We start from the raw sequence: 23,969 nt of genomic DNA, 5'->3' as shown, positions 1-23,969 counted from the left end.
GGGAGACACTGTCGCACATAGCGCACGGAGGGGCCAGCGTCTTGAAAGGTCAGGGGCGCTCGATCCTCCAGAGAATATCCATGCTTTGCGTTGCGCCGGATTCAGCCCGGATCTTGAATTTTTTGGAGACCGAGTATTCAAGCAGTAAGCCGGCATTGGGCGAGAGAATATTTTGAATATAGCTGGCGTAGAGCCTCGGTGTCAGGTACTTGCCAAAAGTGACGGCGCTCTCTTCGATGCCGCCGTCGCTGGAGACCGACAGCACGTCGAGTCCGAGTTGCCGTTGCAATTGTCCGGTCAATGCATCGCTCTGACTGAAGCCCAATGAGGCGGCAGCGTTGATCAGGGTCGACCCTTCTGTCTGGGTGGTTCCCGCCAGGGATTTGCCGGTGATCAGCATGGCCAGGATGTCGGTCTGTGGCAGGCTCGGGCTGGAAAACAGTTCGCTGGTCAATGCGCCCGGCACACCATCAATCTGAATACCCACCAGCGTATCGCCCACTGTTCGGGAAGCGCGGGCATGAATCAGTGGGTTTTCAGGTGCCCCCTGAAAAACCAGCCTGCCGGAATCGATCGTCAGTTCCTGGCCATAGATGCGATAGACACCATTGACAATTTGCAGAATACCTTCCGCCCGCACCGGTTGGGTTGGTGTTTCGGTGAGACGGAGTTTTCCGGTGATTTGTCCGTGGATGCCAAAACCGCTGAACTGGATATTGTCTCCCAGCTCAAGGGTGACATCCGCTAACAGGTTGAGCGGGGAGGGCTTCTCTTCATCTGGTCTGGTCTGGTCGACGATCAGCGCATCTTCTGAGACGGTAACGGCACTGGCGGGCATTTCCCTGAGCGCAATCTCGGCATCAGGGACCTGAATCTTGCCGGTGATGTTTAGTTGCTCCGGGGTCGCCACTATTTTCAGGGTCGGGCTGAGGCCGGCCTTGATGGTCTCCAAGTCAACCGTCTTTACCCCCACCCCGGTCAGAAACAGTTCACCGCGCCAGTCGTCGGGCCGGTTGACCTGCAGTAGGCCATTCATTGCCAGTGACCCCTCTCCGGAGTCCACTGTGCCGTCTAACTGCCAGCTTGTCCGGTCGCGATGCTCCAGTCGCAAGTCGCCGTTGGTCAGATTAATGCCGAGTTGTGGAACATAGGCGGAGAGACCGTTCAGCCGAACATGCCCGGAGAGCGCCGGGTGATCGGCCGTACCGGCAAGTCTGATGAGTGCATCGGCGCGACCCTGCAGCTCGTCGACATAGGTAACAAAGGGATTCAGCCAATCCAGTTTGTCCAGCTGGAGGTGGAGGCTGCCGCCAATAGCCCGATCCGCTTCTGCCAGTGGCCAGTGGAGCTGGATTCGGGCGTTACCGGTATCGGTAAATTCGGTGTTTCCGGTGAGTTCCAGCCGTTGTTCTGCAAGACGGATGTCAAGGTCGGTATTGTCCAGGGTGACCTGTCGCAGCTTTTTGGCCCTTTCGTCTACGGTGAATCGGGCCGCCGCGGTGCTGAGAGTCAGTTGCCCGACCAGCGTTTCACCCCAGCCTGCAAGTCTGAGGTCGCCATTGATTTCACCAGTGAGAGCGCTGTTGCCCGGTAGCCAGGGTTGTAACCACTGCAATGGCAAATGGTGGAGGGTGGCTGTGGTGTCGATACCGGTTTTTTGATGCCATGTCAGATGGCCGCAGACAGCCCCGTCGATCTGTTTCCAGCAGTGCTCTTTAAACTCGGCACCGTGCTCTGAAACCCGGCCTTCGACGCCGTTATCCAGCTGCCAGTTGCCAACCAGTGGGACGCTGATTTCGCTATCTGAAATTCGAGTCTGCCACGCGCCCTGTTGCCAGTGGCCGGTACCCTGCAAAGTAAAGGTCAGCTCCTGTTGCGATGCTGAAAGCTGGTAATGGTGTTTTTCGGGTCGTCCACTGGCCTGTAGTTGCAGGTCGGTCTCCTGCTGTTGATCGCCGGCCAGCGAACCCGACAGCGCCAGGTCTATGTGCTGTAGGCCCGCTTTATCGATGTTGAGGCGCAGGTTCAGTGAACGAACGCTGTGCCCGTCAAAGGCCAGTTCGTCGGCACTGACAGTGCCTTGAATCTCAGGCAAGTGATGGGGTGAGAAGGCGCCTCCCCGACCGGAAACCTTTTGCTTGGAAACCTTGCCCCTGGAGACCAGTTTGCCGGAGAGGCCGGGATAGAGCTCCGCCAGATTATTGGCCGTCAGCTGCCAGTTGAGTGGGGTTTGGCCGCCCCATTCCCCGTTCACTCGCAGATGGTTATCTCCGATCCGGGCGGTAAAGTCACGGCTGGAAAATACGCCCTGCCGGGAGGCCAGTTGACCACGCAGTGTCACCGGGTAGCTGTTCAGGGTGCCTGTCAGCTGATCAATCTCCGCGTCTACCGACAGGCCCTGATCCCTGTAGCTGCCGGTGGTGGTAAGCATGCCCGCCAGCTGGCCTGACAATTTCCGGTCGAGAAGGTAGCCGGGATCGATCTCGGCGAGATTCACAGCCAGCTGCCAGTTGGGTGTTGTTTGCCAGGCCACGTCTCCCTGAATACCGAGTTTGCCGGCCTCCGAGTGCAGGTCGAGGTGTTCGAGGTGCAGGCCCTGTCGATCACCCCGGAGGTCGACGGCAACCTCTTGTGTGGGCAATGTTGATGGGGTTTGCGGAGTCAGCTCAAATGTGCCCTGCAACTGATAGTCATCCACTGAACCGGTGAGCCTCAACTGCCCCTGCGAACTGATGGCGGGCAGGTCGGGCCAGACAGTCCGGTTGTCGATGGTCCAGTCATTGACCAGATCCACCGCGATGGCCAGTGGGTTCAATGTTCCCCGGTCCCAATCTGCGCCACTGACCAGGGTTCCGCTGGTGGAGAGGCTGAAGGGAGCCACCAGTTGGTGTTCAATGGTCATAGTGGCCAGATTGCCGCCCAGCCTGGCCTCGCCTTCGAAGCGGTTTTGCTGGAATTCGGTATGCCACTGGAGTGCAAAATTGAGCCGGTAGGGTGGTTTTGCCCTGATGGTGCCCTGCAGTGCCAGCTGTTGTTCCGGCTGGCGAAGGATCAGTTCCCGCACTTCAATGCCGAGCAGATTGATACTGCCGGCGGCGGAGATTTCTTCCAGGGTCAGGGAACCCGGGCCGCTGTGGTATTGGAACTGATCGATGGTGAGGCGTTCCAGCGTTACCGGCATGACAGTGTTCAGGCTGGGCCAAACAAACGCTGACGCGCTATCCGCAGTGGTGGGCTCCTCATGGATTTGCAGATCGGTAAACTCAAGGGTCTGGATAGGTAGTTGGCCACCCAGCAGCCCGAGTAACTGCCATTGCCCCGCGGCCGAGGTGGCGCTGATCAGCAGGTTGGCTCGCCGGATAGACAGCCCCTGAAAAGTGAGTCCTTTCAGTAAGGTGCCATGGCTGGCCTGCCAGTGGATTTCAGTATCAGTGGCAGAGGCTGCCGCTTTTTCCAGCAGCCAATGGCTGCCGGTGTGGGTAGCGAGTAGCAGATAGCCCGAGGTCAGCAGGGCGCTGAAAAACACCACCAGAAACGCTGACAACAGCAGGGCGCCACGGTAAATTACACGGCGTTTCACAAGTCCGGCCCCATGGACAGATGAATTCGGAATGCCTGTTCTGATGTGTCGGGAAAGGCCAGATCCAGCCTGATGGGTCCCAGTGGCGAGCGCCAGCGCAATCCGACACCAAAGCTTCTTTTCAGGGTAAAGCTGCTGTTGTCAAAGGCATTGCCCACATCGTAAAAAACGGCGAGGGCATAATCCTTGTAAACCGGATAGTCGTATTCAAGTGAGGCGGCCAATAAATGCCGCCCACCGACCACCTCGCCCCGGTCGTTCATCGGTCCCAATTCCTCGTAGTCATAGCCGCGCACACTGTTGTCGCCACCGGCAAAAAACCGGAACGAAGTGGGCATCTCCTCGAAATTGCTCATCAGGCTCAGGCCGCCTTCCAGTCGCCCCAATACCCGGCCGCCGAGCAGCGGTAGAATATATTTGCCACTTCCCTGCAATTGCAGGAAGGACAGGTCTGAGCCGAGGGACTCGGCAGCTCCCCGCAGGCTGAAACGGGTACGCCAGCCGGTGTAAGGGTAGGCCGGATTATCTGCCTGGGTTTTCTGCAAGCCGATGCCGGGTACCACCAGTTCCGTGCTGTTCCGGTCACTTCCCACTTTGAAGGATTCCACCTGATAAACCAGGTCGAGGGTTCTGATCCAGCCGTTGTCCAGACTGCGGCTGTGGGCGGCGCCGACAAACCAGGTTTCGCTGTTGGCGCTATCGGTGTCTTCTTCTTCCCAGCCGGTTTTGAAAGTGACAAATTCAGTATCCGGTTGTTGCAGGGGGATCTGATATTCCAGGCTGACGGTGGATTTGACCCTCGACAACTGAGCGTCGGCCCCATAGCGGTGCCCCTTTTGGTTGGCTCGATTGTTTCGGAAGCCGACGCTGCCCCTGGGGCCGGTATCCGTGGCAATTCCTACCCCCAGCGAGGTGCTGTAGCGGGGCCCGGGGGTGAGCACCACCTGGACGGGAATCTGTTGCTTTTCGCGGTCGGGTGTTTGCTGCGTGACGATGACCTGGTCAAAGTAACGGCTGTTGAGCAGTGATTGTTGAAACTGGCTGAGCAGGGATGCGTGAAAAGGGGTGGTGGCAGAAAAAGGCAGAAACTGCGCCAGAAAAGCATCATCAAAAACCGCCTGTTCGAAATTTACGGACCCAAAATGATAGCGGGGACCGCTATTGAAGCTGAGCAGTATATCGGCACGCTGCCTTTCGAGGCCGACCTGTAATTGCTGTCGGGTAAAACGACTTTCAGCATAACCGCGCTGTAGCGCCAGTTTTTGCAGGGACTGTTTGAAGACTTCGTAATGGCCGTGATTCAACTGCTCACCGGTTTTTGGCAGTGATGTTTCCAGTAACCGGGTAAATGCGGGATCGTTCCGGGCGTCCCCGTCAATTTCAACCTGTACCCGACCCAGGGTGGTGGCTGTGCCCGGTATTACCTTGATCGTCATTGTCCAGCATTGGTCGCTACTGGAAAGTGCCGAGCTCCAGCTGGCATGGTAGTAACCCAGTGCCTGCAGTGCCTGGCGAATTTTTTCGTCTGCATTCTCGAGCAATACAGAGCGACGCCGGTCGCTGATTTGACAGTGCTCGCTGCCCAGCCCCAGATGTTGGACGATATTTTTCCTGACGGTGGCGGAGACTTCACCGGAAATAATGACGGTGGGCTGAGCTTGTGCGATAACTGCGGGGATGTTGGCTAGCCATCCCAGTATCAATAATTTGCCCACCAGCAGGATCAGTCTCAGTAACCCCGGTGCGCTCGCTCTCTGGCGAGGTGCTGGGCAGACAGGTTTGCAGAATGGATTGGGCAAAATGGCTGTGATCCGGTTATCGAGTGTCTATTTATCGAGTGTGAATGCTGCAGGGTTTCAGGATTAAGCAGGCAAGCAAACTGGCTGAAGTTATGATACACGGGTTGTATTACTGTTGCGCTTGCTACTGCGACAGAAAATACTGACGGCGTTGGTCGCTCGCAGGTTGATGGGCTGAAGGGATTTGCGGAGCAAGATGTGACGGGGGGAGTCCAATACTGAAATCACATTGCCATCCACATTGTCATCGGCTAGTCATTGGATAGTTATTGGAGTTTGTGATGCAGATAGGGGTGCCGAAAGAAGTCAAAAACCATGAATACCGGGTCGGTCTGACGCCGGATTCGGTGCAGGAGCTGGTGTCGGCAGGGCATCAGGTGCTGGTGGAGAGGAATGCCGGAGCCGCCATTGATTTTACTGACGAACATTTCCGTCGGGCGGGTGCGGAGATTGTGCCTGCAGCGACGGAGGTGTTCGACCGGGCGGATATGATTATCAAGGTCAAGGAGCCCCAGCCGGATGAGTGCCGGATGCTGCGGGCTGGCCAGTTGCTGTTTACCTACCTGCACCTGGCGGCCGATCCCGACCAGGCATCGCTGTTGCTGAAATCCGGCGCCATTGCCATGGCCTACGAAACCGTAACCGATGATCGAGGGCATTTGCCGCTGCTGGCACCGATGTCCGAAGTGGCCGGTCGAATGGCCGTGCAGGCAGGTGCCCATCATCTGGAGAAAGCACAGGGTGGCCGAGGTGTATTGCTGGGCGGGGTCCCCGGCGTAGCGCCAGCCAGGGTATTGATTCTCGGTGGCGGAGTGGTGGGTAGCAATGCGGCCGGTGTGGCGCTGGGCATCGGTGCCGATGTGACGATCATGGACCGCTCTGTGGATCGGTTGCGTGAACTGGACCGGATGTTTTCGGAATCGATTCGCTGTGTCTATGCCACGGCGGCGGCCATTGAGAACTACCTGCCGGAGGCTGATCTGGTGATTGGTGCCGTACTTTTGCCCGGTGCATCGGCTCCCCGACTGGTGACCCGTGAGATGGTCGGCCAGATGAAACCCGGCGCGGTGGTGGTGGACGTGGCCATTGACCAGGGCGGCTGTTTTGCTACCTCCCGGCCCACTTCCCATCAGGATCCCACCTATGTGGTCGATGGCGTGATCCACTACTGTGTCACCAACATGCCGGGCGGCGTCGCCCGCACGGCCACCCAGGCCCTGAACAATGTGACCCTGCCGTTTGTTTTGCAACTGGCGGACAATCCGATACGTGCGCTGCTGAGTAATGCCAACCTGCGCAATGGACTGAACATCCACTGCGGTCGTGTGACCCATAAAGCCGTAGCTGACTCCCTCGGCCACAATTTTACCGATGCCTTTGAAGCACTTAAAAAATAAGCAGCCTTGCAAAAATAAACAGCACTGAAAAAACAGCAAGTACTTAAAAACAGGGTGTGCCTGAATTGCCCGACCCGGTTTCGTAAATACCTGCCGGTGGTTGCAGCATTCTCCGGGAGCTGGGAGAATCCGCGCAGTTTTTATCACGGTTGTTCAGAGGTTACAGTGACGAAGATCGGTTTGTTCTTTGGCAGCGACGAGGGGAATACCGAATCCATTGCCCACCGGGTTGTCTCCCGTCTGGGGGATGAGGTGGTGGATGTTCACGATATCGGCGATGTTACCCAGCTGGAATTTCTGCCCTATGACAAACTGATTCTGGGTATTCCCACTTGGGATTTCGGTCAGATCCAGTCGGACTGGGAAGACTTCTGGGACGATCTGGAAGCCATCGACTTTTCCGGCAAGACGGTTGCGTTTATCGGCCTGGGAGACCAGTTCGGTTATGGGGATTTTTTTCTCGATGCCATGGGTATGCTGCACGATGTGGTGGTGAAAACAGCAGATCGAGTGGTCGGTCACTGGCCCACGGCGGGCTACGAATTTGACGCTTCAAAAGCCAGGGTTCCCGGGCAGGCCCTGTTTGTCGGTCTGGGTATCGACGAAGACCAGCAGCCGGCCCTCAGCGCCGAACGGCTCAATCGCTGGTGCCGGCAAATACACGACGAGTTTGGCCTGGCGACGCCAGTGGTCGAGCTGGACGATTAGTTGCTAATCGGGAAATGACCTCAGCTTTCCGCGACAAAGACTGCGCGGATGGGCCCCGGATGACCTTCGACCGTGCGGTTATGATCGATTGGATCAAGGAAGTCTGGCAGGGATTCATAGGTCATCCATGCCGTTGAACGCTGCTCCTCGATGGATGTTCGGGTACTGTCCACCAATCTTGGTTTCCGATAGCCACATTTGCGCAACCAGCTGAGCAGGGTGTCCGCGCTTGGCAGAAACCACACATTGCGCATTTTCGCGTAACGCCCTTCGGGCACCAGTACCTCGCCTGGGCCGCCCTCAATAACCAGGGTTTCCAGTATCAGTTGGCCGCCCGGTCGCAGGCAGTCTTTTAATTCTTTGAGGTGGTCCATTGGCGAGCGGCGATGGTAGAACACCCCCATGGAAAATACGCTGTCAAAGCACTGCATTTCCGTCGGCAGCTGCTCGATGCCGAGGGGCAGTACATCCACTGGCAGATCGCCAAGGTAGTGTTTTAATATATTGAATTGAAAGACAAATTTTGCGGATGGATCAATGCCGATCACCTGCCGCGCACCCTCGCCGAGCATCCGCCAGCAGTGGTAGCCATTGCCGCAACCCACATCGAGGACCAGCCGGTTTTTCAGCGGGGCGATGTGGGGCAACACCCGATCCCATTTCCAGTCCGAGCGCCACTCGGTATCAATGGTCAGGCCAAACAACTGGTAGGGCCCCTTGCGCCAGGGATGAAGGCCCATCAGGGTCGCGTGCAGCTCTTGGCGCGTCTGTTCGTCGCAGTCCGCCACATCGCCCACCGTAATAGCGGTCCGTAAATCGATCCGGGATGGCTCAAGCGGTGGCAGTTGCTCCAGTGTCGCCTGCCAGCCCGGCAGATCGCCCCAGCGCTCTACCGACATACCCTGGGCAAGCTGAGGGGGCAGCAGTGCGGCCCAGGCTTGCAGTGCGGGGTGTTCTGCGTTGGCGAGGCTGGTGAGCAGGGAGGAAAAATCGATCATAGGGGCTTTTGGGTGTGTGGTTGATTGGTGGGCCGCTATTTTATGGCAATCAGCGAGGCGAAGTTGAAGCATTGAAACCAGACATCGACACTGCTGAAACCGGCCTCTCTGAGTCGCTGGCGATGCACGGCCAGGGTTTCCGGGACCAGTACATCCTCCAGTGCGGAACGCTTCTGGCTTATTTCCAGCTCGCTGTATCCATTGGCCCGCTTGAAATGATGGTGCAGTTCAATCATCAGTTGCTGGTGCTGGGGATCCTCAAAGGCCACCTTCTCCGACAGCACCAGCACGCCACCGGGTTGCAGGCCATCGCTGATACGCTGGAGCAGAGCGTTGCGGCGATCGACCGGAATAAACTGCAGGGTGAAATTCAGCACTGCCATGGTGGCGTTGTGTACGGGGATCTGTTCAATATCACCGCAGATCAGCTCCACCGGGATTTCCCCATCATCGTCGGCCAGAATCTCGCGGCACTGACTGAGCATGGCAGCGCTGTTATCCACGGCAATAATGTGGCAGTCGCTGTGGCGGATATGGTGGCGCATGGCAAGGGTAGACGCCCCCAGGGAGCAACCCAGGTCATAACACTGGCTGCCGGGCTGAACGTATCGCTCTGCCAGGGTGCCGGTCATGGCGATGATGGTTTCGTAGCCCGGCACCGAGCGCCGGATCATATCGGGAAACACGCGGGCGACCGCCCGGTCGAAACGAAAACCGGCGATTTCAAGTTGTGGTGTGGCGAACAGGGTATCTTTCGGGCTGTTCATGGGGCGTCGTCGTATTCCAGCAGTAGCGGCGTGATGAGCCTGCGAACAGCCTCCGGCAGTGGCTGGGAGCACTGGGCTGCGTAGTCAAACCACACCAGCACGGCCTCGCCTTTCGCCACCAGCACCTCTTTCTGGTGAGCCAGATGGGCTACCGTAAAAGATTTGTTGCCGATTTTTTTTATACCGGTGGTAATGACGACCTCGCTGCCGAGGTGAATCTGATGGACAAAATCCACGGCGATATGGGCGAGGATCATCGGCCAGTCAGCGGGGTTGAGGCTGGGATGGACCAGTCGGAAAATATCGGCCCTGGCCGCTTCAAACCACACCGGCACGACGGTGTTGTTGATGTGACCGAGGGCGTCGGTTTCTGAAAATCGCGGCTGAATACGCAATTCAAACATTACAGCGATACCGGGGTCAGTTGCAGGGCGTCTGCCAGACTGGCCTGATCGGGACTGGTGATCACGGCGGTACTGACATTCTCTGCCACCAGATAGGTGGCGGCCACCCGACGCAGATCATCAAGTGTGGTTTCCCTGACCCGGTTACGGAAGGTTTCTCTCACTTCGCGGCTGCGGCCGTAGAGCTCTGCTTGAAAGGTTTCCTTGGCCTCGCCCGCCGGAGAGCCGGGTTTATCGATTGAGCTGATCACGCCGAGAATGGCTTCTTCGACCTGTTGCCACTGGTGTGCTTCATTGTGCAGCCATTGCAGTGCCCGATCGAAGTCACTGAGGGTGTCTTCGAGACGGGGGTCGCGGTAGGAGAAGAAGCGGAATGCCGCTATGTTGTTTTCCTGATTGGCCCCGCCGCCGTAGGCACCGCCCTGTTCGCGGATAGCGCGGTGCAAATAGCCATTGCGCAGAAAACCGCCCAGCACGGTCAGCGGTGCGGCATCTGGGTGGGACAGGGGCACCGTGGGGTAGGCTTTGGCGCAGAAATTGACCTGGGTGCTGGCCTTCCACAGCTCCGCCACCCGTCGATGCAGTTCCGGTTGCTGAAAGGCATTGAACCCCTCGCCCGTGATTGGTGCGAACTGCTGTTGAATGACTGCCTGATAGTCCGCCAGCCGATCATTTTCACCCACCACCAGAAATTGCCGCGGTGCGTTCAACACCTGTCGGTGGATGGCAGCCAGTTCAGCGGCCAGCCCGTCCACCAGGGTGTTGTCGGACAGACTGCTATCCAGTTGTTTGATGTAGCGGATGCCTGCCAGGCCCCCCCATCGATGTGCCAGATCCGCCCCCGGACTGATCCCGCTGCAGGCTGCCGCCATGGCCAGTTGGTGGCCACTCCCGGTGACGCTGGCCTCGCGGCTGGCGCGGGTCTGGGCCATCAGTTCGCGGATCCGGCTCAGTTCATCGAAGCGAACCTGTTCCAGTGTCGCCTGCATGAGCTCAGTGAGCTCGGCTTGATGTCTGGCCAGTCCCTTGCTGGACAGAACCAGGTGTCCGGACAGATCCTGCGGGTTGTCCGGCTTGCCGCGAACGGTGGCGTAGGCGTGGATGCTGCCGCACACTTTCGATTGCCAGAGCTGGGTCGCCAGGTAATCGCGGTCACCAATCCCCAGCTCCGTCAGGCTGCTGCAGTAGATCGGCAGCAGGTCGAGTTGCGCTTCGCTCAGGGCTGGCAGCGGCAACAGGATCTGTTGATAGACCAGACCGTTGGTGCCTGTGCCGTAACTGGTCAGGGTCAGCGGACGGGTTTTTCGTTCGGTGGCAGCCACATAGTCCATGTGCGCAGGAATGTCGTCCAGACCCACTTTGGGCAGGATGGCATCGTCATCCTTTTGTTGCTGGCGCTGGTTGAGAATCTCGGCCTGCTCCACAATCGCCTGTTTGCCCGCGTCATCAAGATCGGCTTTGATGGCAGCGAGTTTGTCCGCTTCCTCTTTTTCACGGCGGGCGGACAGCTCCCGGTCCGGACTCATGGTGAGACGGACCCGGTGGGGATTGTCCAGCAGCAGCCGGCGGGCTAGTTGTTTGATGTAATCGGGGTCCCGGATCAGGCGCCGGAGCTTTTCCAGTACCGGGTCAAGGTTCAGCAATGCGATGGGATCGCCCCGGTGGGTGGCGCTGGTGAGGGCTGTCAGAAGCAGTTGCAGGCCATAGGGGAAGTTGCCGCCACCAATTTCACGTTGTTGCAGCTCCAGCTGGTGGAGGGAGGCCGCCAGTTGCTCTTCCGGGACGCCATTCTCTGCCACGCCCTCGAGCACCGAGAGCACCAGCGCCTGTAATGCGTCGGCACGATCCGGTTCGCTACCCTCGATCCCGCAGACAAAGCAGAGCTCACGCTGGGAGTCATCCAGCCCGCACAGTGGAGAGGGCGATGAACCCAGTTCGGTGGTCTCCAGTGCCTTTAGCAGTGGGGAGGCGCTGTTATCGAGCAACACGCTGCACAGCAGGTGTGCCTCCATGGTGGCTTCCAGATCGGTGGCTTTGCCCAGCAACCAGCCCATCACGATGTGGGTACGGTTGTCGCTGCTGCCTTCCTCATTAAATGGATAGGTGCTTTCCACGGTCACCGGGTCGGTGTAGCGCTGTTCGTCGGGGACGGAGATTTCCGTGTCCAGCCGGTCGAAACGCTGCAGGGCATGGTTTTCTATATTGGCCTGTAGCTCCGTCACCGGTATATCGCCAAAGGTCATGAAAATGGCATTGGTGGGATGGTAGTAGGTTTTATAGAAAGTCTTTAATTGTGCGTAACTGAGTTCGGGTATATGGGCCGGATCGCCGCCACTGTTGTAGTGATAGGTAGTGGTGGGGTAGAGGTGCTCACAGAGGGTCTGCCACAGGACCGAGGGCACTGAGCTCATGGCCCCTTTCATCTCGTTGTAAACCACGCCCTTGTAGACCAGCGGTGAGTCAGTATTGCCGGGCTCGGCAAATTCCACCCGGTGGCCTTCCTGGCGGAAATCCAGTTCGTCCAGTCGCGAAAAAAACACGGCGTCCAGATAGACGTCCAGCAGGTTGTCAAAATCCTTGCGGTTTTGGCTGGCAAAGGGGTAGGCCGTCCAGTCAGAGCTGGTAAGGGCGTTCATAAAGGTATTCAGGGACCGGCGAATCATCATGAAAAAAGGATCGCGTACCGGGTATTTTTCGCTGCCACAAAGGACAGTGTGTTCCAGTATGTGGGCTACCCCGGTGGAGTCCTCGGGCACGGTACGCAAGGCCACCAGAAAAACGTTTTCCGGATTGTCGGCGGTGATATGAATATGCTGGGCACCGGTTTTTCGGTGGCGGTATTCCGCCACGTCAATATTCAGGGAGTCGATGCGCTCGCTGCGCAGAAACTCAAAGGCGGGATGTGCCTGTGTCGTCATATTCGGACCTCGGTTATCGGGTGTTCGGACAAAGGGACATTCTACCTGTGGGTCGGATGCTTAGCCACGCCCGATATGGAGCTAGACCAGTGCCAGTGCTTTGAGAGTCAGTAAACCGCCGGTGACCGTCAGCATGCCCAACAGGGTTGACAATACCACCATATTGGCGGCCAGCTCACCGTTGCCTCCCATGGACTTCACCTGAATAAAGCTGGCTACCGCTGTGGGTGTTGATGTCAGCAAAAACAGGATTCCCAGTGCCATGCCACTGACACCGAACCAGGCGGCCGTGCCGACAATCAGCAGCGGTGTTATCACCAGCTTCAATAGGGCTGCGGCCAGTGTGCTGGCACCGGAGTGTTTCAGCGCTCTGAGGTTCATCGAGGCGCCAATGCAGAGCAGTGCCAGTGGCAGGGTCATCTGGGCAAAGTAGTTGCCGGTGTCCTCCAGAAGGGCTGGTAATGGCAGCCCGCCGAGCTTGAACAGAAAGCCCAGAGCGATCCCGATCAGTAGCGGGTTGGTGAGTGTATTGCGCAGCATCCTCCTCATCGGAGATTGGCCGTCACCGGTCTGGATGGAGTTCAGTGCTACTACTGCGAGAACGTTATACAGCACGGTCAGCAGGGCAATGGGCAGAGCGGCGGTTGCCAGACCAGCCTGCCCATAGGCATTGCCACAAAATGCCAGCCCGATGACCGCCAGATTACCCCGGAAAACACCCTGTACGAAGATACCGCAATCGGCCTTGTTTTCGCCGTTGAATAACCGGCCAATGGGCCAGGCCACGGCGAATATCAATACCGTCAGCGGGATCGCCACCAACAGGGGCAGCCCCATAGCAACACTTGCCAGGTCTGCCCGGTAGATACTCAGAAACAGAATCACCGGCAGACCCACCTTGAATACCAGGTCGGAGGCCGGCTGGATGAATGCAGTGGGAATCAGGCCGACTTTTTTCAGCAGCAGACCCAACAGGACCACCAGGAAAATCGGGCCGGTAATTGAGAGGGCAAAGCCCAGCAGGGCGAGGGGAGCAGTTTCGTTCATAACAGCCGGTCAGAAAAACTGTCCATTATCATAACAGCCCGGTTGCCCAGACAATATGGCGGGCTTAATTGAACTGACATAAAAAAACCTCCACCGCTGGGATGGAGGTATCAAGGTCTGAAGGTGGGATTGGCAATCAGAATGCGTATTCAATACCGACGGAGGCAGTGCGCGGTTTATTGGGGCGTGCGCCATCGGGTAGGCGGGAAACAATCTCCTCCCGGTCAAACACGTTGTCCACTTTGGCATAGACCACAGTGTCCGGATTGACGCTGTAACGGCTGATCAGATCCACTACAAACAGGCTGTCGGTTCTACCGAGTCTTGAGCCATTGTCGCAACCGATATTGCTGCATAATCTGTCGGTATACTTGGCGACCATGTAATTATTCCAGCCCATCGGGGTTTCAATCCCGGCACGAAGGCTGAAGGTGTTTTTGGGTATGTCTGCCAGTCTGTCACCTTTTTCAAAACCGAGAGCCCCTTCATCTTCACTGATTTCAGCCTTGGTATAGGTGTAGGCGAGGTCTACCGGAATCGTAAAGTCACCGGCCTGGAAACGGTTGCCAGCGGTCAGCTCAATGCCCTGAATAACGGCTTCTCCGGTGGTAAAGCTGCCACTGGTATCGCCGTTGCTGCAGGGATTGGCCACAGAGCAGTTTTCGGTTTTGTTGTCAAAGTCGCTATAGAAACCGATCATTTCTGCAAAGAAGCTGTTTTCGTTGAAACGGACCCCGGCTTCATAGTTGATGCTGGTTTCCGGGTCTTCACGTTCCGAGGCGCCGCCGCCCAGGGGCGAAAAGCCGCGGTGTACACCGGCCAGTACCTGCCATTGGTCGTTCAGGTCATAGGTAAACGAAACACCCGGCAGGAGCTCTTCTGAACGGTTGGATTTTTTACTGCTGATAGTATTGCGGGATTCATCCGTATAGCGCTCCTCCGACGAATGCACTTTCTCGTAGCGGAGGAATAAATTCAGTGCCAGTGCGTCGGTAACCTGCCAGTTGTCCGTCAGCCAGAACGAGATGGCCTCGGCATCTTCCACGCGATTGTCGCCACTGGATATCGGATTGGTGCTCACATAGACCAGCTTGCCATCCACCTGATCGTAGACATCTACCGGTTGCAGTCGATCCACCTCATCTTCGTGGGCGCGACCACCGATGTTGAGCTGGTGTACACCCATGTCTACGGCAAAATTCAGTTCCAGGCCGTAGGATTCGTATTCGCGATCATTGTTTTTGTAGGTCAGGCCCGTCGTATCGGCGGTGCCATCGAGAATTGCCTGAGCGTTGGCATCCCCCCCGTTGGCTGCGTTAATCAGGGCGCTACCGCCGCTCAACTTGAACCAGTTGCGGGAAAACTCATTGTAGTAGCCGGTGGCCGTCATCCGCACACTGTCGGTCAGATCAAGGTTGTAGATGGCGCTATAGCCCTTGTGCCGCAGGCTCATTTCATCCGGCAGGGACAGTCCGTAACGGCGTTTCGGGTTGTCCCGGAAATCGGCATCGGTGAGTCCGAGGTAGGTTTCATCGGATACTTCCTCGGAATACTGGGCTTTTAACAACAGACTCTGCCCCTCGATTTCCCACAACAATTTGCCCATGTAGTCTTCGATGTCATAACCGGTATCGCGACCGCTGCGGTCAATTTTTTTGAAGCCGTCTGCATCGCGCTGCACGGTTTCCAGCAGCCAACCGAAGTTCCCCAGTGCGCCGCCACCGAACCTGCCGCCATAGTTCAGATGCAAGTCCCGCATGCCGTCCTCACCGGCAGCCAGCCGCAACTTGCCGCTATTCTCCTCGGGGATCGGTGTGGATCTCAGGTTGACGATGCCGCCGGTGGTCTGGGGGCCATAGCGCAGCAGGGGCGCCCCTTTCAATACTTCAATGGAATCCATGCGCATTGTGGTGGGGAAGTAGTAGGCAGCTGGTCCCGCATAGGGCGCGGGTGCGATCATAATACCGTCTTCCAGCAGGGTGATTTTTGAGGAGCGCTCCGAGGTGGCACCGCGGATACCGATATTCGGGCGCAGACCGAAACCATCCTCTTCGCGGATATAGATGCCGGGAACTGTTTTCAACAGCTGGTTGATGTCAGTGGACGCCTCGATAGCGATCTGCTCCTGATCAATCAGGGCGCCGGAGCCGGCGAGTTCTTGGACGTCTTCCCTGGAGCCGATGATAGAGATGGTTTCAATGTCGGTTCTTGTCTCGTCCACTGCCATTGCCACCAAGGGCAGTGTCAGTGAAGCGGTGAAAATAGAGAGAGAGAGTTTGTTGGCCATGGGTGATTCCGAAAATGATTTGGTTGTTAAAGTGCGCTTGTCTCGAAGTGTGATAATGCTAATCCAAATGGTAACCATTATCAATTATAATCTGTCGAGAGGGCCCAGATTTTGAGAGCAGGGGTAAAAAGCAGGATTATTTTCGGTGTCAATTATTCAGTAGGGTTGAATGAGAACCCGCCTGGAAAAACAGCAAAAACCCGGTAGAACCCGGGTTGATGGCGGGGTGAAGGACGTCTATCAGTCAGTGGGTTTCCTAGTCGAGCAGGTATTAAAGCCCAGCAAGCTATAGACCGGACAATTACCTGCCAGTGCCGTGACAAGGGGAATGACACCTATCCAGCCCCAGGCCGTTTGTGGTCCAACAAATACCAGGCCGATTAAGACCAGTCCCACCACAAGCCGAAGCAGGCGATCTACGGTACCCAGATTAATTTTCATAATAATGTTCTCCACGTTGTGTTCTATTGAGTATGGATGTCACGGGGCAATTCTGATTTGATGGTGATCAATCAGAGGGCAGGTATTCTCATGCCGGTCCGAACCCTCGTGTCGGTTGTGTGATTAAAGGATAGACCATGACGCGTTTTCGTTCGTTTCTTTGCCTGACGCTTCTCGGCGGACTGACCGTCGTGTTGCCCATTGCACTGCTGGCAATGATCTTCCTGTGGCTGTTCGATCTGGTGGCAGGTCTGATCAGTCCCCTCACCGGCCTGTTGCGGGAGCAGGCCACGATCAGCGAATTTCTGGCTTTGCTGGTGGTGCTGCTGTTGATCCTGGGCAGTTGTTTTGCGGTCGGGCTGTTGATCAGAACCCGTCTGGGTAACTGGATGCACGGCCATATGGAGATCTGGCTGACCCGGCTGGCCCCGGGTTATCGCACTATCCGGGCGATCGTAACGCAGTTGCTCGGCGGTAGGGGTGAAACCACCTTGCTCAGCGGTCAGACCGCACTGGCAAAAATCTACGGCGCGGATTCACCGGTCACGGTAACGGCGATTGTGACCAGCCGTCACGGGGATGGTGCCTATACGGTATTCGTGCCCACTGCCCCGATTCCGACGTCCGGGATGACCTACCACCTGCCCGCTGACTGTGTGCAGATACTGGCGCATGTCTCCGTGGAGGAGGCTATGCGTACCATTATCGCCTGTGGGTCGGGTTCCGCTGAAATGCTGGTCAGAAATGCGCGGGAAGCGTCGGAAAAAGTCAGAGATTACGAGGAGTAACAGACAGTTCTAACGGAGTGACCTATGCTGGGAGGTGTAGGAAACCATGATATGGCATCAGGTACTGGGGCGGAATAATGATAGATAACAGTAACCCCGTTCGGGGCGGGCACCCGTGGTTGGCCCTGCTGGTGATGTCGATGTTTTTGCAGGCCTCCTGCTCTTCCGTCTCGCAAACCCGGGATGCCCTGCGCACGGCAGAGGTCTGCTGCGATGACTTTGCGGCGATGTCCTTTCCCGTCATCCACTCGGTCAACCCATCGGATACCCCGGTCGTGGTCGAGCTGAATGATCGTTCACCGGTATACCCGTTCAGAACGGGCAAGAGCTATTTTTCGGCATATGCCCTCAGTCACGGCCAGCCGGGCAGCGATCTGCTGTTGATGTTCGCGCCGGGTCGGTTCAATGCCCTCAACAGCGGGACCTTTTGCCCGATAGTGACTTACCTGAACAGCCAGCACGAACCGATTGCAAGCGAGGATCTGGTGATCCGCTGGGTCTCGAGCGATAAATCCAGGACCGGCTATTGGACAGCAGCACAAACGGTACCTGCGGCAGCGAGTTACCTGATTGTCCATACTTCGGATGAGATGCTGTCGCGTCAATTATCGATCGACGCCGTGACAGAAAATCAGACCATTATGGTGGGTTATGCGGTGGCGACCATACCTGTGACCCGCGCGGCGGGCTATCGGTGTCTGCCGGTTGGTGAGGTGCAAGTGATTCTGTTGGGCTGACTGTTACAGCCGGACGATAACCTGAACAATGTCAGGTGATGCTAGCAATGTCATATACGTTATTTGCCGATCTGATACTGATACTTCACGTGGGGTTTGTTCTGTTTGTAGTGGGAGGGCTGCTGCTGATTGTGCTGGGCAACCTGTGCCACTGGCGATGGGTGAACCGGTGGTGGTTCCGGTTGGCGCATCTCGGTGCGATCGCCGTGGTGGTGGCTGAATCCTGGGCCGGGTGGGTCTGTCCGTTGACGACCTTTGAGCAGTGGTTGCGGGCCAGGGCAGGGGATATCAGTTACAGTGGCAGTTTTATTGAACACTGGTTGCAGGAGTTGCTTTATTACGATGCGCCTAACTGGGTGTTTCTACTGATTTACTCCCTGTTCGGGTTACTGGTGTTGGCCAGTTGGTGGCTTTTCCCTCCGACTCCTCGCACTGGCAAAAAATAGCTGAGCGGGATTTACCGGTTGCTGTGATTAAAAAAAGAAAAGGATTCCCTGTGATTACCGTTGCCACATTTTCCTTTCCCCATGAGGCACACATTGCCAAGTTGAAACTGGATGCCAAGGGAATTCCTGCATTTGTCGCCGATGAGCACACCATCAATATGCAGTGGTTGTATTCTTCTGCCATAGGCGGGGTGAAACTGCAGGTGCCGGCACCATTTGTCGAGCAGGCGACCCAGGCATTGGCGGAAGATTTCTCCGACCTGTTCGACAGCGACGAAGAGAATGACCGGGACCAGCTGAGCTGCCCGGCCTGTGGCGGTCAGAAGCTGACACCATTCATTCGCGGCAAAAAACCGGCCTTTGTGGTGTTTCTGTTGTTGGGGTTCCCGCTGTTTTTTTACCGGCGCGGTTTCAGATGCGATGTCTGCGGAACCTTTGTGGCGTCGCCATGAGAGCTGCTGTGCTCACTGTTTGCCGCGCTTCATGTCTCTGATGATAAAGCGACCCGGGTGTATCGCCTGACGCAAATCCTGCTCCAGTGGTGGAACCTCACCGCAAATCTGACTGGCCAGCAATTCTGCGCACAGCGGTGCGTAACTCATGCCCCGGGAACCGTGGCCGCAGTTCAGGTACAGGCCCGGCCAGCAGGCGCCCGCCACCGGGATGTGGGCCCGGGCATTCTTTCGCAACAGGGCATAATCCAGCCGGTAGTGTTCGGCAATCGGTGCCGGTCCGGCGATAGGCAGGTAGTCCGGGGTGGTGCAGCGGAAGGCGGCACGGCCGTCGAGGTGGTTTGCATCCACAGGGTCAAACAGGGCAGCGGCTTCCGGGGCTGTTTTCTGCAACTGGGCCAGGTTGTCCCGATGATCCTCCTCACGCAGCGTGGTGCAGGTTTCGCCAATATTGTAGGTGGCCCCCAGGGTATGGATCCCCTCACTGGCCGGGGCCAGATAGCCTTCGCCGCAGATCACCGCTTTGAGTTGATTGCTGTCCGCGGTGGCGGGCAGGCAGCTGATTTGACCGCGAATCGGTTTTAACGGCAGGTGTGCCGTCTGGGTAAATGCCGCACTGCCTGTGCCACTGGCAATCACGGCCACTGACGCAGTGGCTGACAGGGTGCCGTGTTGGTCATATGCCTGCCACTGATGCTGTTCATGGTGGAGAGTGGCGATAGTAGCCGTCTGGCGACGGATCAGTGGGTGGTCAGTCAGTGCCCGGCAGACAGCGACGGGTTTGATCCAGCCCAATTGGGGAAAGAACAGCCCAGCTCCAATGCCGAGTGATATACCGGCGATCTCATTCAGTTGACTCCCGGTCACCAGTGCAACCAGTTCCGCCGGATGTTGCCGGGCGAGCGCTTCAAACAGCGGCAACTCATGCTGATCCTTCGGCAGAACCAGCACACCGCATGGGCTGCCGGTGGCTTCCTCCCCGAGAAAACGTTGGTGATAACGGCTGGCATGGAGTAATGCCATTAGGCCAAACCGGCTCAGAGGTGAGCGTTGGCTGGACAATTTGGGATAGAGAATAGCCTGCGGGTTTCCCGAACCTTCACTGGCCAGTTGGGGATGTTGTTCGATCAGGGTGACACTGATACCCCGATCGGCCAGTGATCTGGCTGTGGTGCACCCGGCAATGCCGCCACCAATCACCAGGGCAGATGACGGAGGACTGAGTTGGGGAGGTAGATACCAGGGTGGTTGGAATTCCGCATTGTGGCTGGCTGGTTGCCAGTCAATGTCCGATACGTCTGGTGCGATGGGTTCTGCCATATGCCCGCACAGCATGTGCAGTTTTTGGCCGAATCCCGACACTTTCTGCACTTCGAAACCGGCGGCCTGAAGGCCGCGACGAACCGAGCCGGCGGCGGTAAAGGTACTGAATGTGGTTCCCGGGACGCTCAGCCTGGCGAGGGTCTGAAACAGATCGTCTGTCCACATTTGCGGGTTCTTTGCCGGGGCAAAACCATCCAGGAACCAGGCGTCCACAACAGGGTTGTTCCGGGATGAAAAAAGTGGATGATCGCTCCCTGACAGACTGGCGAACATGGTGTTGGCATCGCCGTAAAGCAGGGTAAGTACAATGCGCTTGTTGGCCAGGTAAAGCCGATGAATGCCCGGAGTCGGTGGTGGGTACTGTTCGATAAGTGCATTGGCCAGCCCCGACAGCGTCGGCCAGAGGGATAAAGCCTGTTGTAGATCTGACCGGGATAAGGGATATTTTTCCGCAGAGATAAAATGCAGTGTGCCGCTGCTGATTTGATCCAGCCAGAGACTGGCGGCCGTAAGGAAGTTCAGGCCGGTGCCAAACCCGGTTTCACCGATGGTAAAAAAGGGGCGTGTAGAGATTGTCCAGCGCTGTGGCAGCCCGTTATGGTGCAGGAAGACATGGCGGGCTTCCGACAGGCCGCTGGTGCGGGAAAAGTACCTGTCATCAAAATCTGTGGCGTGCGGCTGGCCCTCTGCATCCCAGTTTATGGTCGCCCGTTGTAGCATATCTGCGGTAGGTTCAGGCATTGATAGGTCCGTAGCTGTGGCAGCGGCCATATTATCAGTAGATCAAGCCCTTGGCTTGATCGGTATTTTTCAAACAGGAGAGCCAGATGACGCAGGGTTTAAGTATGGATATTTCGATGATTTATATCGCTCTCAGCGGTCTGCTAATGGTAGGGCTGGCTGTGGATGTGGTGCGTGGACGTCTTAAATATCAGGTGGGTCTGGGGGATGGAGGCCACGAAGCCCTCGGTCGCCGTATCCGGGTTCACGGCAATGCCGTAGAATATCTGCCCATCGGGCTGTTGTTGCTGCTGGCGGTCGAGAACTCCGTCTCCAGTGGTTTGCTGGTACATCTGCTCGGCGGTCTGTTGGTCTTCTGTCGGCTGTTGCATGCGTTTGGTTTGCGCAAGAGTGCCGGCACATCCCTGCCGCGCTTTATTGGCACGGCCGGTACCTGGAGCATGATGCTGGTTTCAGTCGGATTGATTCTGGCGAACAGCTTTTAGTCCCGGATAGAGTGGCAATGCTGTGAATTCGTGACTGTTAGTCAGCCGGGTGCACTGTCCTAACAGCGCCATCATCACTTTGTAGGTCATTTGCTATCGAGGTGAAATTCCCGGAGGATCTGGGCGCACCAGCGTTCAATGCGCTGGTCGGTGAGTTCAAACTGATTTTCCTCGTCTATTGCCAGGCCGACGAAGTGTGTGCCGTCAGCTGTGAGCGCCTTGGAATCGCTGAACTGAAATCCTTCCACCGGCCAGAACCCCACGGTGGTTGCGCCCAGCGTGCAGACTTTTGCCCAGAGAAATCCCAGTGCGTCGAGAAACCATTCCGGGTAGCCGATCTGGTCGCCCAGACCGAACAGTGCCACTGTTTTATCGGAAAAATCGACGTTGTCCAGGGCCTCCCAGCAGTTTTCCCAGTCCTCCTGCAGCTCGCCGTAATCCCAGGTGGGAATGCCGAGTATCAACAGCGGGTAGTTTTCCATCAAGCTGACGGGGGTCTCTGCCACGTTGTACACATCCACCCGGTCTTCACCGAGGCGGGCCGCTATTGTCTCGGCCGCCATTTCGGTATAGCAGGTGGATGAGCCATAGAACAGGCCGATAGGTGCTTGAGTCATGGGATACATGTAATTGACGTTGAACAGGGTTCGATTCTACGGATTTTGTTATCACTGTGCATGCCCGGTCGACAAGTCAGTGGTTTTCCAGACCGCTGTGCAATCCCCGGCGGTACGCGCTAATGGCGGGAATAAGTGCGATGACAAAAGTAGTGACAAATGCCAGTCCCAATGCGTTCAGGGTCGTGACGGTAATGATCTGGTCGCTGAGAAACAGGCCGTACCGCTCGCCGAGCATTGGTCCGGCTACCGTGAGAGCCCCCTTCAACAGGCCGACGGCAACGACGGCTCCGGCGGCTACCAGCAGCAGTGCCTCCAGTTCCAGCAACATCAACAGAGTCAGTGGCCGCAATCCGAGAATCCGCAACAGGGCAATCTCCCGCTCTCGCTGTTGCAGCGTCGATAACAGCATGGTTGCCAGCCCCAATAGGGATGCAAACAGTACCAGCAGGGCGATAAAACCGAGGGTTTTTTCTACCCAGGACATCAGTTGCCACAATTCCGAAAGCGCCACACCGGGCAGAATGGCCATCAGTGGTTCGTCTGGGTAACGATTGATTTCACGTTGTAAGCGAAAGGTGGATAACCGGTTGTTCACGCCGACCAGGATTGCCGTGACGGAGTCTGGCTCAAGGTCTTGCTCCTGCCCGGGGTTTGTGTGTTGGTGAGTGGCCACCCGTGTGCCGCTCTGCCAGTCGCGGTGGATACTGTCCAGGTCCTTTAGATTAATGTGCAGTGTGCGATCTACGGGGGTGCCTGTGGGTTTGAGAATACCGGTCACCTGAAAAGGAGAATCCCTGTGCAGGGAAAAACTGGTGGCCGCCATGCCGTGGGCCAGCACCAGACTCTCGCCAATCCGGTAGTTGAGCTGACTGGCGACCTCAGCGCCAATCACCACATCAAAAGGTTGTTCAAAGGGCTCCCCCTCGGCAAACCCCAGTGGTTGCCGATGGCCATAGCGGAAGTGCTGAAAGTAGGCATCGGTGGTGCCGAGTACCGGATATCCCCGGTGGGAGTCCCCCAGTGACAGGGGAATTGCCCAGGCTACATCCGGTTTTTTTGCCAGTGTTTGAAAACTGTGCCAGTCGATATTGTTGGTGGCACCACCGAGACGGAACACCGAGTACAACAGCAGGTTCAGCTGCCCGGTGCGCGGACCGACGATCAGATCCACACCGGAGACAGCCTGGCTGAAACTGTGTTTTGCCTCTTGGCGGATATGACCGATACCGAGCAGTACGAACAGGCAGATGGCAATGGAAAACACGGTGATCAGTGCCGTGGTGCGGCGACTCGCCAAACTGTGCAGGGCAATTTTAATCAGCATGTTTGTCTCCTGACCGATTTATCTCAGCCAGCGCTGTCACCCGCTGAAATTGCCGACCGAGGCTGTCGTCGTGACTGACAAAAATCAGCGTACTCTGCCATTCACGGGTCAGGGCCAGCAGATGCTGTACAAAGCTGTCGCGGAGTTGGCTGTCCAGTGCCGAGGTGGGTTCATCGGCAATCAGGATTTCCGGGGCATTGACCAGTGCCCGGACAATCGCAACACGCTGTTGCTGACCTGCACTGAGTCGTGTGGGGTGCTCGGACAGCAATTGCTCGTCCAGTTTTAGTGTGTCGAATAATAGGCCAGAGCGCTCCAGAGCCGCGGCTGTTGTCGTCCCGCCGAGCTTTGCCGCCAGTAACAGGTTATCCCTCACACTGAGGTAGGGAATGAGATTGAACTGCTGAAACACCACCCCGATATGGGCGGCTCGAAAATGATCCCTCTGGCGGGCACTGCGCTGAGCCAGGTTGACCCCGAGCACTTGCAGTGTGCCGGATCGGGCACAGAGCGTGCCACTCAACAGATTTAGCAGGGTGGTTTTGCCGGAGCCCGAGGGTCCTTTCAGGAAAATCTGTTCACCTCGGGCAATTTGCCAGTGAGGAATATCCAGCACGGCAGTACGCCTGTTACCGGGATACTGGAAAGTCAATTGGTCAATGGAAACTGCATGGGTCTTGTCTGTGGAATTTTGCATCGTTTTTTGG

General features: G+C 57.0%; 20 protein-coding genes. 7 read left to right on the top strand and 13 right to left on the bottom strand.

Annotated features, from left to right (window positions below; genetic code table 11):
- Nucleotides 1-49: 49 nt before the first annotated feature.
- Together U740_RS11335 and U740_RS11330 are read right to left on the bottom strand one after the other, a co-directional pair.
- On the bottom strand, nt 50-3,580 hold the full coding sequence (locus tag U740_RS11335; protein ID WP_036860819.1) for a translocation/assembly module TamB domain-containing protein: 3,531 nt from the start codon (nt 3,578-3,580) through the stop codon (nt 50-52).
- Nucleotides 3,577-5,379 (bottom strand): autotransporter assembly complex protein TamA, encoded by a 1,803-nt coding sequence (locus U740_RS11330; protein WP_051921525.1) that lies wholly within the window; start codon nt 5,377-5,379, stop codon nt 3,577-3,579. Before U740_RS11330 ends, U740_RS11335 begins: the two co-directional genes overlap by 4 nt.
- Before the next feature lie 281 nt (nt 5,380-5,660).
- Here U740_RS11330 and ald point away from each other — a divergent pair, with 281 nt between their 5' ends.
- Both ald and U740_RS11320 read left to right on the top strand, forming a co-directional pair.
- Nucleotides 5,661-6,776 carry an alanine dehydrogenase gene (gene ald / locus U740_RS11325; protein ID WP_036860817.1) on the top strand — a complete coding sequence of 372 codons (1,116 nt, stop codon included), beginning with the start codon at nt 5,661-5,663 and terminating at the stop codon, nt 6,774-6,776.
- A 165-nt stretch (nt 6,777-6,941) separates the two neighbouring features.
- On the top strand, nt 6,942-7,484 hold the full coding sequence (locus U740_RS11320; RefSeq protein WP_036862077.1) for a flavodoxin: 543 nt from the start codon (nt 6,942-6,944) through the stop codon (nt 7,482-7,484).
- A 20-nt stretch (nt 7,485-7,504) separates the two neighbouring features.
- Here the strand turns inward: U740_RS11320 and cmoB are convergent, their stop codons facing one another.
- The 7 genes from cmoB to U740_RS11285 all read right to left on the bottom strand — a co-directional run bounded on the left by cmoB (nt 7,505) and on the right by U740_RS11285 (nt 16,346).
- A complete protein-coding gene (cmoB, locus tag U740_RS11315) occupies nt 7,505-8,482 on the bottom strand; it encodes a tRNA 5-methoxyuridine(34)/uridine 5-oxyacetic acid(34) synthase CmoB (protein ID WP_036860816.1) in 978 nt (325 codons plus the stop codon).
- Between the two features lie 35 nt (nt 8,483-8,517).
- Nucleotides 8,518-9,249 (bottom strand): carboxy-S-adenosyl-L-methionine synthase CmoA, encoded by a 732-nt coding sequence (gene cmoA, locus U740_RS11310; RefSeq protein WP_036860815.1) that lies wholly within the window; start codon nt 9,247-9,249, stop codon nt 8,518-8,520.
- On the bottom strand, nt 9,246-9,653 hold the full coding sequence (locus U740_RS11305; RefSeq protein ID WP_036860814.1) for an acyl-CoA thioesterase: 408 nt from the start codon (nt 9,651-9,653) through the stop codon (nt 9,246-9,248). The genes cmoA and U740_RS11305 overlap by 4 nt, the downstream gene beginning before the upstream one ends.
- Nucleotides 9,653-12,571, bottom strand: a complete 2,919-nt coding sequence (locus U740_RS11300; RefSeq protein ID WP_036860813.1) for an insulinase family protein — start codon at nt 12,569-12,571, stop codon at nt 9,653-9,655. The genes U740_RS11305 and U740_RS11300 overlap by 1 nt, the downstream gene beginning before the upstream one ends.
- 81 nt (nt 12,572-12,652) lie before the next feature.
- Nucleotides 12,653-13,618: an AEC family transporter gene (locus U740_RS11295; protein WP_036860812.1), complete on the bottom strand. Its 966-nt coding sequence runs from the start codon at nt 13,616-13,618 to the stop codon at nt 12,653-12,655.
- Between the two features lie 136 nt (nt 13,619-13,754).
- On the bottom strand, nt 13,755-15,905 hold the full coding sequence (locus tag U740_RS11290) for a TonB-dependent receptor family protein (RefSeq protein ID WP_036862074.1): 2,151 nt from the start codon (nt 15,903-15,905) through the stop codon (nt 13,755-13,757).
- A 240-nt stretch (nt 15,906-16,145) separates the two neighbouring features.
- Nucleotides 16,146-16,346, bottom strand: a complete 201-nt coding sequence (locus U740_RS11285) for a YgaP family membrane protein (protein WP_036860810.1) — start codon at nt 16,344-16,346, stop codon at nt 16,146-16,148.
- A gap of 137 nt (nt 16,347-16,483) precedes the next feature.
- Between U740_RS11285 and U740_RS11280 the strand changes: the two genes are divergently transcribed.
- From U740_RS11280 to U740_RS11265, 4 genes are all read left to right on the top strand, one after another.
- Complete coding sequence (locus tag U740_RS11280; protein WP_036860809.1) at nt 16,484-17,134, top strand: DUF502 domain-containing protein; 651 nt, start codon at nt 16,484-16,486, stop codon at nt 17,132-17,134.
- Between the two features lie 77 nt (nt 17,135-17,211).
- Nucleotides 17,212-17,871, top strand: coding sequence for a hypothetical protein (locus U740_RS11275; RefSeq protein ID WP_036860807.1), 660 nt, complete (start codon nt 17,212-17,214; stop codon nt 17,869-17,871).
- 47 nt (nt 17,872-17,918) lie between these two features.
- Complete coding sequence (locus U740_RS11270) at nt 17,919-18,317, top strand: DUF2784 domain-containing protein (protein ID WP_235189868.1); 399 nt, start codon at nt 17,919-17,921, stop codon at nt 18,315-18,317.
- 50 nt (nt 18,318-18,367) lie between these two features.
- Nucleotides 18,368-18,769 (top strand): putative signal transducing protein, encoded by a 402-nt coding sequence (locus U740_RS11265; RefSeq protein WP_036860805.1) that lies wholly within the window; start codon nt 18,368-18,370, stop codon nt 18,767-18,769.
- A 12-nt stretch (nt 18,770-18,781) separates the two neighbouring features.
- On the opposite strand, the gene mnmC is transcribed toward U740_RS11265, so the two are convergent.
- A complete protein-coding gene (gene mnmC / locus U740_RS11260; protein WP_051921523.1) occupies nt 18,782-20,833 on the bottom strand; it encodes a bifunctional tRNA (5-methylaminomethyl-2-thiouridine)(34)-methyltransferase MnmC2/FAD-dependent 5-carboxymethylaminomethyl-2-thiouridine(34) oxidoreductase MnmC1 in 2,052 nt (683 codons plus the stop codon).
- Between the two features lie 86 nt (nt 20,834-20,919).
- Here mnmC and U740_RS11255 point away from each other — a divergent pair, with 86 nt between their 5' ends.
- Nucleotides 20,920-21,318: an MAPEG family protein gene (locus U740_RS11255; RefSeq protein ID WP_235189867.1), complete on the top strand. Its 399-nt coding sequence runs from the start codon at nt 20,920-20,922 to the stop codon at nt 21,316-21,318.
- Nucleotides 21,319-21,404: 86 nt separating this feature from the next.
- On the opposite strand, the gene fldB is transcribed toward U740_RS11255, so the two are convergent.
- From fldB to U740_RS11240, 3 genes are all read right to left on the bottom strand, one after another.
- Entirely contained in the window at nt 21,405-21,935 is a 531-nt protein-coding gene (fldB, locus tag U740_RS11250) for a flavodoxin FldB (RefSeq protein WP_036860801.1), read from the bottom strand.
- Between the two features lie 76 nt (nt 21,936-22,011).
- On the bottom strand, nt 22,012-23,262 hold the full coding sequence (locus U740_RS11245; RefSeq protein WP_036860800.1) for an ABC transporter permease: 1,251 nt from the start codon (nt 23,260-23,262) through the stop codon (nt 22,012-22,014).
- On the bottom strand, nt 23,252-23,959 hold the full coding sequence (locus U740_RS11240; RefSeq protein ID WP_036860799.1) for an ABC transporter ATP-binding protein: 708 nt from the start codon (nt 23,957-23,959) through the stop codon (nt 23,252-23,254). The genes U740_RS11245 and U740_RS11240 overlap by 11 nt, the downstream gene beginning before the upstream one ends.
- Between the last annotated feature and the right edge of the window lie 10 nt (nt 23,960-23,969).

Source organism: Porticoccus hydrocarbonoclasticus MCTG13d, from assembly GCF_000744735.1.
Taxonomy (GTDB): domain Bacteria; phylum Pseudomonadota; class Gammaproteobacteria; order Pseudomonadales; family Porticoccaceae; genus Porticoccus; species Porticoccus hydrocarbonoclasticus.
This window is presented reverse-complemented; position numbering and strand designations above follow the sequence as displayed.